The following is an 11,482-nucleotide window of genomic DNA, read 5'->3' on the forward strand; positions in this document are numbered from 1 at the left end:
GCCCGTACCCGGGCGCCGGGCCGTCCGGCGAGCAGGGCGTCCAGCCCGGCGCCCCGTCCTGGGCGGCGTTCGTCCCGCCCGCGCCGGCGCGGCCGGGGGCTCCGCCGTCCCGTCCGGTCCGGAAGGGCGTCCCGTACGCGCCGACACCGTCGCCGTGGGTGCGCGGCCGCCCCGCGGAGGCCGGCTGCACCGCCTACATCGCGCTGGCCGGCAGCGGACGGGTCGCCCGGGCGGACGTCGCCTCCCACACCGTCACCTCGACCGCGATCCGCGCCGACACCGCCGAGGGCGTCGCCGTCACCCCGGACGCCCGGAAGGTGTACGTCGCCGCCGCCGGCCAGTACCAGGTGATCGCGGTGGACGCGGCCACGCTGCGCGCGACCCCGATCGTGGTGGGCGCCTACCCGCAGGACGTCGCCGTCTCACCGGACGGCTCGCAGGCGTACGCGGCCGTCACCGGCGGCGACACCGGCCCGGGCGGGTCCAGCGCGGTCGCCGTCATCGACACCCGCACCGACACCGTCATCCGGCGTATCGACGTCGGCGCGGCGCCGCGCCGGATCGCGTTCGCGCCTGACGGGAAGGACGCCTACGTCACGACGGCGCGCGGCCTCGCCGTCATCGACACGGCGAAGGGCGAGGTCGCCGGGGAGGTCCCCGGCATCCCGGACGCGCAGGGCGTCGCCGTGAGCGCCGACGGCTCCCGCGTGTACGCGACGCGGCCGGACGCCGACCTGCTGTACGTGGTGGACGCGGCGCACCGCACGGTGACCCGCCGGGTGAGGGCGGGCGCGGAGCCGTGGGCGGTCGCCGCAGCCCCGGACGGGCGGAAGGTCTACGTCGCGGACATGAACTCAGACTCGGCCGGCGTCTACGACGCGACGGGCCGCAGGCACCTCGCGGACGTGCCGGTGGGGCGGCGTCCCGCGTCCATCGCGGCGACTCCCGACGGTTCGGAGGTCTGGGTCGGCAACGGCATGACGGGCACGGTCTCCGTCATCGACACCTCCTCCGACGAGGTCGTCACGACGATCCGCGGCGGCCCTCCCGGCGCGACCCTGGGCGCCAGCCCGCTCGACATCGCCTTCGTCCGCAACCCCTGACGGCCACGCGCCGCCCGCCCTAGGCGCGGATGGCGGCGAGCTTGCGGGCGATGCGGACGGCGTGCTGCAGGCTCTCCAGGTCGTAGGCGCCGTGGTGGCGGCGCCCGTTGACGAAGAACGTCGGCGTGCCGGAGACGCCGCTGAGGTCGGCGGAGTCGACGTCCTCGGCGATCCGGGCCGAGCCCGCGGACCGGCGCAGGTCGTCGCGGAACCGCGCCACGTCCAGCCCGAGCTCGCCCGCGTACCGGACGAGGTCCTTGGCCTGGAGCGCGTCCTGGTGCCGGAACAGCAGGTCGTGCATCTCCCAGAACGCGTCCTGCGCGGCGGCGGCCTCGGCGGCCTGCGCCGCGAGATGCGCCTGCGGGTGGACGTCGGTGAGCGGCAGGTGCCGCCACACGTACCGGACGTCGCCCTGCCCCGCGAGCAGTTCACGGATCACCGGCTCGGCCTGGCCGCAGTACGGGCATTCGAAGTCGCCGTACTCGACCACGGTGACCGGCGCGCGCTCCGGGCCGCGCACGTGGTCGCGCTCCGGGTCGACCGGCGCGGCCAGGTCGATCACGGTCTGCGCCGTGCCGAGCAGCGCGACCACCCGCGGCCGGGCCGGCAGCAGCGCCGTCACCCGGACGACCAGCCAGGTCAGCACCGACGCCAGCAGCGCCGCCGACAGGATGCCGACCTTCGCCTCGGCGAGCCGGTCGCCGGTGAACGCCAGCGTCGCGATCAGCAGCGCGGCGGTGAAGCCGATCCCGGCGATGGCGCCGCCGCCCCCGACCGCCGCCCACCCGACCGGCGGCCGCAGCCGCCCCCGGCTCACCACCGTCACCAGCCAAGACAGCCCGAGGATGCCGACTGGCTTGCCGACCACGTAGCCGACCAGGATGCCCAGCGTCACCGGCGAGGTGAAGGCGTGCCGCAGGAACCCGGCGCTCACCGGGATCCCCGCGTTGGCGAGCGCGAACAGCGGGACGATCACGTAGCTGGTCCACGGGTGGTACAGCTGCTGGAGCCGCTCGTTCGGCGAGATCGCCGCGGCGACGCCCGTCCGCGCCGACCGGGCCAGCTCCGGCGTGGGCTGCTCGCGGAACAGCCGGAACACCTCGCTGGCCCGCTCCAGGTCGGTGCGGGCGGCCGGGTAGGCGTAGGTGAGCAGCCCCATCGCCAGGCCGACGACGATCGGCTCGACGCCGGAGGCGTTCAGCGCCAGCCACGCCGCGAGGCCGAGCACCGCGTACACCGGCATCCGCGCCACGCCCGCCGCGCGGACCAGCAGGGTCACGCCGAGCAGGCCGGCCGCGATCAGCAGCGGCCCGGCCGAGACGTCCTCGCTGTAGACGGTCCCGATGACCAGCAGCGCGACCAGGTCGTCGACCACGGTGACGGTGAGCAGGTAGGCGTGCAGCCGGCCCGGGAACCGCTTGCCGACCAGCGTCAGCACGCCGAGCGCGAACGCCGTGTCCGTCGACATCGCGGTGCCCCACCCGTGCAGGGCCGGGCCGCCCGCGTTGATCGCGAGGTAGATCCCCACCGGGACGACCATGCCGCCGATCCCGGCGGCGAGCGGCAGCGCGAGCCGGCGGCGCTCGCGCAGCTCGCCCATGTCGAACTCGCGGCGCGCCTCCAGCCCGACGACGAAGAAGAACAGCGTCATCAGCCCGCTGTTGATCCAGGTCCGCAGGTCCATCGACAGGGCGTGGCGGCCGGCGCGCAGGGACGCCTCCGTCCCCCAGAACGTCTCGTAGGACGAGACGGAGACGTTCGCCCATATCAGCGCCGCGACGGTCGCGACCAGCAGCACCATGGCGCCGCCGGTCTCGGTGCGCAGGAACTCCCGCAGCGGCGTCTGCAGGCTGCGGGCCCATGCCGTCCGGTCCGACAGCGGCCCGGATCCCTCCTCGCCCTCCGTCATCGCGGCCGTTTCATCGCGGCATCGTCATGGCAGCATCGTCACCCGATCGTCCCGGCAGGCGCGGGCCCGCCGACCGGGCCCAGGTGTGCGCATACCCCATGATCGTCGAGCCGGAACCGGCGGGCGCGCACCGGTCCGCCGGGCGCGCGCGGCCCCGGCGAGCGGGCGCCGGGTCAGCCGATGTGCGGACGGTCCAGCCGGGCCCACGCGGCGTCCCACATCTCCTCGCGGTCGCGGTCGCAGCGGCGGCGGACGAGCAGGTAGACCGCCAGGGGCGGCAGCGCCGCGGCGCCGGCGGCGCCCGCGCCGGCGAAGACGGCGCCCGCCACGGTGTCGGTGCGGTTCTGCGGCCGGCGCGATATCTCGCCCCGCGCGTCCACCCAGATCCGCAGCGCCGCCCCGAGCCGCGCCGTCCGCCCGGCGGCGATCACCGCCGAGTGCTCCCGGCCGTCCGGGGCGGTCCAGGCGAGCCGGGCGTAGGTGTAGCGCTGCTCGCCGTCGTCCTGCTTCTGGATGCCCGACACGCGGGCCGTGATCCGGTGGTGCCCCGCCGCCTCCGCGCGCTCCGCCCGGACCCCGGACGCGTAGGCGACGGACGCCACGGCCGCGGACGCGGGCGCCGCCACCACGGCGAACACCGCCACCGCGCCGATCCCGACCGCGCGCTGCCGCCGGTCGACGCCGCGCCGCAGCGCGTTGCGCTCGAAGCCGAGCCGGCGGCGCAGGCGCTGCAGGGCCGCCCGGGCGCGGCGCGCACGAAGGCTGATCATGGCTCCCTCCCCGACGGGTCCATCGTCTCAGCCGGTCCCGCCGGGCGCCCCGCCGGGTTCGGGGGTGCGCACCGACACGCGGGTGACGCCGGGCACCGTCCGGGCCAGCACGTCCGCGACGCGCCGCGCCGCCTCGTCGGCCGGGCCGGTGAGCACCACCACGCCGTCGCGCACCGACACCTCCCAGGCGTGCCCGCCGGGACCGTACTCGTTGATCGCGGCGAGGACGTCGTCTCTGATCCGGGCGTCGCCGCGGGCGAGCAGCGCGATCAGGTCGCGGCGGCTGACGATGCCGGCGAGCACAGCGCCGTCCAGCACCGGGACGCTCTTGTGCCGGGTCCGCATCATCGCCTCGGCCAGCTCGGCGACGTCGGTGGTGGGCCGCGCGGTCTCCACGTCCCGCGTCATGACCTCCTCGACGAGCCGCGGCGGCGGCCCGGCCGGGGTGGCGACGGGACGCGAGAACGCCCGCGGGTCGGCCTCGAACGCGCCGCGCAGCAGGTCCATCTCGCTGACGATCCCGACGAGCCGCCCGTTGCCGTCGACGACGGGCAGCGCGGTGATGTCGTGCTCGTGCAGGACGCGGACGGCCTGGCGGACGGTGGCCGTCCGCGGGATCGTCACGACGGGCGAGGTCATCGCCTCTCGGACCAGCATGGCGCCCTCTCCTTCAGCGTGTCGTCCTGTCTACATCTCCAGCACCGCGCGGCGCATGCGCCGCGCGGGCGCCTACCGCGTCCCGGCCGCGGGCCTTCGGTAGATGGTGATGGAGTGGCCCACCTCGTCGATCGGCTCGCTCGTTCTGATGAGGGCGAGTATGCGGGGATCGGCCTTGTCGATCCAGCTGTCGGACACCGCGAGGACGCCGCGGACCCGGTCCGGGGGGACGGCGAGCGGGTCGGCGGCGCTGATGCCGTAGCTCGCCGGGACGCCGCTGCCCTTGTAGGCGAGCCAGACCGGCCGCCCGGCGTACCGGTCGCGGAGCCGGTCGGCGAGGCGTCCGAGGTCCTGGCCCCAGTCCACGTTGGAGTCGTGCAGGCGCAGGTGCGTCCTGGACGGCCCGCCGAACGCCTCGTTCGAGTACGGCAGGTAGTACGGGAACGTCCGGACGGAGCTGACCGCGACGAACAGTGCCAAGGCGGCCGCGGGCGCGGGCGTCCATCGCCACGGGAGCGCGACGGCGCAGCCCGCCGCGACCGCCAGGAAGAGCGGGACGAAGATGGCGTACCGGACGCCCAGGTCGCGGGACCCGGCCATCGCGGCGGCCAGCAGCACCGCCGCCGGGAGGAGCACGTACGGGGCGGCCGGGCGCAGCCGCCGCACCGACACCATGGCCGCCGCGCCCGCGAGCCACAGCGCGAGCATCCCCAGCGGCGTCTTCACCAGCAGCGCCGCCGGCAGGTAGTACCAGAGCGAGCCCTGGTAGTGGCGGCCGAACAGGAACCCGGTCCAGGTCGCGTCCTCGAACCCGAACTGGAGGCGCATCCCGTCGCGGTACGGCCGGGGGAAGGGCGCCGCGCCGGCGAGGACGCCCCGGAGGCCGCCGATCGACGGCAGGCCGGGCGGCGCCGTCCACCGCAGCCGGGGGTCGACGGCCAGGTAGGCCGCCCACACCACCGCGATCGCGATCGCCGCGACCCCGGCCGCCGCGGCGGCGGCGCGCAGCACCGCCCTCCCGGCCGTCCCGCCCTCACCTCGCCGGGACGCCGACCAGACCGGCACGGCCGCGAGGGCCAGCAGCACCGGGACGGCCGCGAGCGTGCTCATCTTGGTGGCGAGCGCCGCCCCCAGCGCGGTCCCGGCGAGCGGCAGGTACGGCAGGGGCCGGCCGCGCGCCCGCCACAGCAGCCACGCGGCCGTGAGGACGAACCCGGCCGCCGCCACGTCCAGCGTGGCCAGCGACCCGTGCGCGATGACGTCCGGCGAGAACGCGTACAGGCCGAGCGCGAGCAGCCCGGCCGCCGTGCCCGCGAGGTCGCGCGCGAAGGCGAGGACGACCAGCCCGAACAGCAGCGTCAGCGCGATCATGGGGAGCCGGGCGGCGAGCATCACCCGCCCCGGGTCGTTGCCCGAGGCGTACAGCAGGTGCCGCCCGACCGCCTCCTGCGGGCCGGTGTAGGACCGGTCGAGGCGGACGCCCGCCGCCTCCGTCCCGATCCCGATGATCAGCTTGCCGAGCGGCGGATGCTCCGGGTTGTTGCGCAGGTCGTGCTCGCGCAGGTACAGCGCGGACGCCCCGACGTACACCGGCTCGTCGATCGTCGGCGTCTGCTGCACGGCGGTCGTGACCATCGCCGCGGCCATCGCGGTCAGCAGCGCGGCCACGGCGAGCGCCACCGCCGCCGCCCTCATCCCCCCAACCTCCCACCCCGGGGGCCCGGCGTCACCTGTGCGACGCCGCCGGCGGGGGAGAGGCGGAGGGCGTGGAGCCGAACGCGGTCAGGAAGCGGTCGCGGAACGTGCTCATCGGCCAGACCGGCGAGGTCCGCGCGGGGCGCAGCCCGTCCTGCCAGCCCCAGCCGGAGATCCGGTCCAGCACGGCCGGGTCGCGGGCCACGATCGTGACCGGGACGTCCCGGCTCGCGTTCCGCCCCGCGATCGTCGGCGCGGGCTGGTGGTCGCCGAGGAAGACCAGCACGGTGTTCTTCGTCCCGTAGGCCAGCATGTAGGAGACGAGGGTGTTCAGCGTGTACTCGATCGACTTGCGGTACTCGCCGCGGATCCGCCCGGACGACGGCCACGCCGCGTTCTCGCCCTTGCCCATCCCGTTGAAGACCGACCCGTCGCCGACCGCGTTCCAGGGCACCGGGCTCGGGATCGACGCCCACGGCGCGTGGCTCGACACCAGCGCCAGCTCCGCCATCACCGGCCGGCGCCCGGACGCGGCGAGCTCGTCGCGCTGCAGCGTGTTCAGCGTGTACTGGTCGGGCATGGTCGCGTAGCTGAACCGGGGCCCCTTGTAGCCGAGGTTCCGGTCGTCGTAGACCTTGTCGTAGCCGTAGAACGACGCCTCCGGCCACGCCCGGGTGATCGCCGGCTGGACGGTGAGCGTCCGCCAGCCCGCCTCGCCGAACGCGCGGGTGAGCGTGAACCGGCTGCTCGACGTCAGCGTCCGGTACCGCTGCTGGTTGTCGATCCACAGGCCGGACAGCAGCGTCGAGTGCGCGAGCCAGCTGCCGCCGCCCGCCGTCGAGGAGGTGAGGTAGCCGCTGCGGGCGCCGAACCCGGCCGCCTTCAGCCGCCGGGTGCCCGCGTCGAGCACCGCGTCCACCTGGGGGGCGTACTCCGGGTGCTCGACCGCCGAACGCCCGTAGCTCTCCACGAACGCCAGGACGACGTCCTTGCCGCGCAGGCCCGTCAGCATCTGGTTCGCGGGCGTGTTCCGGAAGGCGTCCACGGCGGCCTGCTTGGCGAACACTCCGCGGTCCTTCAGGCCCGTCCGCACCTGCCGGGCGTGGTCGTAGGCGAGCCGGGCGGCGCCGCCCGACGCCAGCGGCACGCCGGGGACGGCCTGCGCGCCCAGCGCGGCGGACGCGACCCACGCCGTCCCGAGGACGGCGACGCTCCGGCCCGTCCACGTCCGGTGCCGTACGGCCAGCCGGGTCAGCCGCAGCACTGCGAGCGCCGTCAGCACCGGCACCGCGACGACCAGCAGCACGATGAGCGCGGTGAGGCCGATCGCGGCCGGGCGGCCCACGGAGGTGTCGATGAACTCGAACCCCGGCCGCAGGAAGCTCCAGTCGAACACGGGGTTGAACGGCCGCACCAGGACCGCGTCGAAGCCCATGTCCAGGACCTTGAGGATGACCAGCACCCCCAGCACCGCGCCCACCGGCGCCGCGACCCACCGCCGCGCCCGCGCCGGGAGCACCAGCATCAGCGCCGCGACGACCAGCGCCTCCACCGGGATCCGGACGAACTGCCCGGCCGACAGCCGGTCGAGCCGGTCCGGCGCGTCCAGGGCGAACAGCACGAGCAGGCACGCCAGCGCCGTCGTCGCCCATCCGGCCGCGCGCCGTACCCGCCCCTGCGGAGGCGCGCCGCCGGCACCCGGCGCGTCACCCCCGCCCGGCGCGGCTCCGTCCTCCCGCGCGGCTCCGTCCTCCCGCGCGGCTCCGTCCTCCCGCGTGTCCCCGCCGTCGCGTTGCCCGCCCGCCGAACGGAACGCATGAAACACCGACATGTCGGTTCTCCCCAGCCTGGCCCGTGACCGCCGTGCCCCCGCCCCGGCGTCGATCGCGCGCGGTGGGCACACCCGGTTGTACGGTTCGCGGCGTTCGCCGGTTCAGCCGGAGATGCCGCCCGAGGGGCCGCAGGCGCACGACGAAGGCCGCCGCCGGGACGGTGCGCGTCCCTCGCGGCGGCCTCTCCCGTTCCGGGGCGCCGTGCGGCGGCCGGTCAGTATTTGATCAGGCCGCGGATGTTCTTGCCGTCCCGCATGTCCTGGTAGCCCTGGTTGACCTCGTCCAGGGTGTAGGTCTTGGTGACCAGCTCGTCCAGCTTGAGCTTGCCCTCCTCGTACAGGCGCAGGAGGCGGGTGACGTCGCGGCGCGGGTTGGCGTTGCCGAAGATGCAGCCGACCAGCTCCTTGCGCTGCATCGCCAGGTCGAACAGGTTGAGCTTGACGTCCTCCTGCATGACCGGCGCGACGGCCGTGACGACGCCGCGGCCGCCCTTGGTGACCATTCCCATCATCGGGCCGATGAGGTCGCCGGTGGCGGTCCCCACGGTCAGGATGACCTTGTCGGCGTTGGCGCCCCAGGTCATCTCCGCGACCATCGCCTGGGCCTCCTCGATGGAGGCGGCGCTGTGCGTGGCACCGAAGACGCTGGTGGCCTTCTCCCGCTTCCACTCGACCGGGTCGACCGCGATGACGTGCCGGGCGCCGGCCATCGCCGCGCCCTGCACCGCGTTCATGCCGATGCCGCCGATCCCGATCACCACGACGGTGTCGCCGGCCCGCACCCCGGCGGCGTTGACCGCCGAGCCCCAGCCGGTGGTGACGCCGCAGCCGACCAGCGCGGCCTTGTCGAGCGGGATCCAGTCGTCGATCTTGATGACGGACGACTCGTTGACCACCGTGTACGGCTCGAACGTGCCGGTGCAGCACATCGTGCCGAGGTCCTCGCCGTTCTTGGAGTGGTGCCGGGAGGTCATGTCGCTGATCTGCCGGCCCGACAGCAGGAAGGCGCCGAGGTCGCAGATGTGCTGGCGGCCCTGCGCGCAGGACGGGCAGCGGCCGCACGCCGGGATGAAGGACAGGACGACGTGGTCGCCCTCCTTCACCGAGGTGACGCCCGGGCCGACCTCGACGATCTCGCCCGCGCCCTCGTGCCCGCCGATCACCGGGAACTGCTTCCAGCCCATCAGGTCGGCGATCTCCTTGTCGATCACCATGTCGCCGGTGACCATGTGCTCGTCGGAGTGGCACAGGCCGGACGCCGCGAGCTTGACCTTGACCTCACCCGCCTTGGGGTCGTCGAGTTCGATGTCCTCGACGCTCCATTCGGTGTTCTTGTCCCACAGGATCGCCGCTCGAGTCTGCACGGGGCCCCCTCGCTGGTTCGGGCTGAAGATTCGTCAAAAATAGACGTTTCCGGCCCCGCGTGTCGACATCCGAATCAGATTATGTTTATGCGCTCGCGCCCCGTTCCGGCCGGGCGTCCGGCGGCCCGTCCGCCCCGGCCCGCAGCGCGATGACCACGCGCGTTCCGTGTCCGCGGGGTGACGGAACGGGGACGCGCGGCCTGTTAGCGAGGCTCGTTCCAAGCGCGGTCGAGGGCCTGCGCGAACGCCTCCGCGGGCTGCGCACCGGACACGCCGTAGCGGCGGTCGATGACGAAGAAGGGCACGCCCGTGGCACCGAGCTGTTGCGCCTCGCGCTGGTCGGCCTCCACCTCGGCTGCGAACCTCCCGGAGGCGAGCGCGTCGCGGGCCGCCGCCGCGTCCAGCCCGGCCTCGGCGGCGACCTCGACCAGCGAGTCGCGGTCGAACACCGAGCGCCGGTCGGTGAAGTGGGCCTTGTAGAGGGCCTCGACCACGTCGCCCTGCACGCCCTGCTCGCCCGCCAGGCGCACGAGCCGGTGGGCGTCGGCGGTGTTGCCGACCCGCCCGCCGTCCAGGTGGTACTCGAGGCCGACTCCGGCCGCGCGCTCCTCCATCTGCCGGTTCATCTGGACGGCCTGGTCGCGCGTCATCCCGTACTTGGCGGCGGGAAAACGTGCATATCTGTGCGTGTGTGTCATCTGAGTCCTGTCGGCGCCCGCGTTGGGCCGTGTGGGTTTTGTCGGTGGTCCCGATTACGGTGCGGGGTGTGATGGTGACTCAGGCGTACCGGTTCGCGTTGGACCCGACACCCGGGCAGGAGCGGGTGTTGCGGTCGCATGCGGGTGCAGCCCGGTTCGCGTGGAACTGGGGCCTTGCCGCCTGCCGGGACCGCTACGACGCCGAGAGCAGATGGTGGTCGGGCGCCGAGCTGCACAAGCTATGGAACCGGGCGAAGAAGATCGACCCGAGCCTGGGGTGGTGGGGTGAGAACTCCAAGTGCGTCTACCAGGAGGCGTTCCGCGACCTGGACCGGGCGCTGCGCGAGTTCGTTCGATCTCGTAAGGGTCTCCGCAAGGGTCGGCGTCTGGGCTTCCCCCGGTTCAAGAAGCACGGCCGGTGCCGCGACTCCTTCCGATTCTCCACCGGCGCGACGCGCTGCAGCGGTCGGACGGTGACGCTGCCACGCCTGGGAACGATCGCCACGCACGAGTCCACCCGCAAACTCGCCCGCCGCCTGGAGAATGGCACGGCGCGGATCCTGTCGGCCACGGTGTCGCGGACCGCGCATCGCTGGTACGTCTCCTTCACCGTGCAGGTCGACCGTTCCGTCACTGAACGGCACGTCCGGCCGGGCAGCGCGGTGGGCGTCGATCTCGGAGTGAAGACCCTGCTGATCGCGGTCGACGACGAGGGCGCGGTGCTTGAGGTCGACGGGCCCAAAGCGCTGCGGGCAGGGTTGCGTAGGCTGCAGCGGCTGAGCAAGGCCCACTCGCGTAAGCAGCATGGGTCGGCCAACCGCACCAAGGCCGCCCAGCGGCTCGCCCGCCGCCATGCCCGCATCGCCGACATCCGCGCGGACGCGCTGCACAAGGCCACCACGCATCTCGCGGCCTGGTACGAAACCGTGGTGGTCGAGGACCTGAACGTGACCGGAATGGTCGCCAACCGGCGACTCGCCCGCGCCGTCGCCGACCAGGGCTTCGGGGCCGTCCGGCGGATGCTGGAGTACAAGACCGTCTGGAGGGGCGGCCGGCTGCTCGTGGCCGACCGCTGGTTCCCGTCCTCGAAAACCTGCTCGGGCTGCGGTAGGCGAAAGCCAAGCCTGTCGCTCTCCGAGCGGACGTTCCGGTGCGAGGCCTGCGGCCTGGCCTTGGGCCGGGACGTCAATGCCGCGATCAACCTGCGTGACCTCGCCGCCAGTGGGGCGGAGAGGCCAAACGCCTGTGGAGGCGATGTCAGACCCGGCCCCGCCGGGCAACCGCCCGCGAAGCAGGAACCCGGCACCGCCTCAGCGGGTGAGACCGGGACCGCCGCCGCGCAAGCGACGGCTACCCGAACAGTGAATGCTCACATTCACTCACACTACGGGTAACGGCAGATGACGTCGGACCGATCTCGACGCCCATGGGACACCTGTCTCAGGGACGGCTGTC

Annotated in this window: 9 protein-coding genes; 2 read left to right on the forward strand and 7 right to left on the reverse strand. The window is 74.1% G+C overall.

All coding sequences use genetic code 11. The annotated features are described in order from the left end of the window. Positions 1–1,103: YncE family protein (locus amrb99_RS52810; protein WP_190866384.1), on the forward strand; the 1,103-nt coding region annotated here is incomplete at its 5' end. Between the two features lie 19 nt (positions 1,104–1,122). Here the strand turns inward: amrb99_RS52810 and nhaA are convergent. From nhaA to amrb99_RS40055, 7 genes are all read right to left on the reverse strand, one after another. Next, positions 1,123–3,012, reverse strand: coding sequence for a Na+/H+ antiporter NhaA (gene nhaA / locus amrb99_RS40025; protein ID WP_190866386.1), 1,890 nt, complete (start codon positions 3,010–3,012; stop codon positions 1,123–1,125). A 173-nt stretch (positions 3,013–3,185) separates the two neighbouring features. Beyond that, entirely contained in the window at positions 3,186–3,782 is a 597-nt protein-coding gene (locus amrb99_RS40030) for a hypothetical protein (RefSeq protein ID WP_190866388.1), read from the reverse strand. Positions 3,783–3,809: 27 nt separating this feature from the next. Next, positions 3,810–4,439 carry a CBS domain-containing protein gene (locus tag amrb99_RS40035; RefSeq protein WP_206700286.1) on the reverse strand — a complete coding sequence of 210 codons (630 nt, stop codon included), beginning with the start codon at positions 4,437–4,439 and terminating at the stop codon, positions 3,810–3,812. 72 nt (positions 4,440–4,511) lie between these two features. After that, complete coding sequence (locus amrb99_RS40040; RefSeq protein ID WP_190866390.1) at positions 4,512–6,134, reverse strand: phospholipid carrier-dependent glycosyltransferase; 1,623 nt, start codon at positions 6,132–6,134, stop codon at positions 4,512–4,514. Positions 6,135–6,165: 31 nt separating this feature from the next. Continuing rightward, positions 6,166–7,965: a sulfatase gene (locus amrb99_RS40045; RefSeq protein ID WP_206700287.1), complete on the reverse strand. Its 1,800-nt coding sequence runs from the start codon at positions 7,963–7,965 to the stop codon at positions 6,166–6,168. 215 nt (positions 7,966–8,180) lie between these two features. Next, complete coding sequence (locus amrb99_RS40050) at positions 8,181–9,329, reverse strand: NDMA-dependent alcohol dehydrogenase (protein ID WP_151545285.1); 1,149 nt, start codon at positions 9,327–9,329, stop codon at positions 8,181–8,183. A 203-nt stretch (positions 9,330–9,532) separates the two neighbouring features. Next, the gene (locus amrb99_RS40055; RefSeq protein ID WP_190866392.1) at positions 9,533–10,027 is read right to left on the reverse strand and encodes a DsbA family oxidoreductase; all 495 of its coding nucleotides are present in this window, start codon (positions 10,025–10,027) and stop codon (positions 9,533–9,535) included. Positions 10,028–10,098: 71 nt separating this feature from the next. Between amrb99_RS40055 and tnpB the strand changes: the two genes are divergently transcribed. Continuing rightward, positions 10,099–11,421, forward strand: coding sequence for an IS607 family element RNA-guided endonuclease TnpB (gene tnpB, locus amrb99_RS40060; RefSeq protein WP_194737597.1), 1,323 nt, complete (start codon positions 10,099–10,101; stop codon positions 11,419–11,421). Positions 11,422–11,482: the final 61 nt, after the last annotated feature.

The organism is Actinomadura sp. RB99 (genome assembly GCF_014706005.1).
Taxonomy (GTDB): Bacteria; Actinomycetota; Actinomycetes; order Streptosporangiales; family Streptosporangiaceae; genus Spirillospora.

Bases quoted from the DNA above. Each gene is read 5' to 3' on its own strand.
- nhaA (WP_190866386.1), bottom strand. From the start codon at position 3,012: ATGACGGAGGGCGAGGAGGGATCCGGGCCGCTGTCGGACCGGACGGCA.
- amrb99_RS40030 (WP_190866388.1), bottom strand. From the start codon at position 3,782: ATGATCAGCCTTCGTGCGCGCCGCGCCCGGGCGGCCCTGCAGCGCCTG.
- amrb99_RS40035 (WP_206700286.1), bottom strand. From the start codon at position 4,439: ATGCTGGTCCGAGAGGCGATGACCTCGCCCGTCGTGACGATCCCGCGG.
- amrb99_RS40040 (WP_190866390.1), bottom strand. From the start codon at position 6,134: ATGAGGGCGGCGGCGGTGGCGCTCGCCGTGGCCGCGCTGCTGACCGCG.
- amrb99_RS40045 (WP_206700287.1), bottom strand. From the start codon at position 7,965: ATGTCGGTGTTTCATGCGTTCCGTTCGGCGGGCGGGCAACGCGACGGC.
- amrb99_RS40055 (WP_190866392.1), bottom strand. From the start codon at position 10,027: ATGACACACACGCACAGATATGCACGTTTTCCCGCCGCCAAGTACGGG.
- tnpB (WP_194737597.1), top strand. From the start codon at position 10,099: ATGGTGACTCAGGCGTACCGGTTCGCGTTGGACCCGACACCCGGGCAG.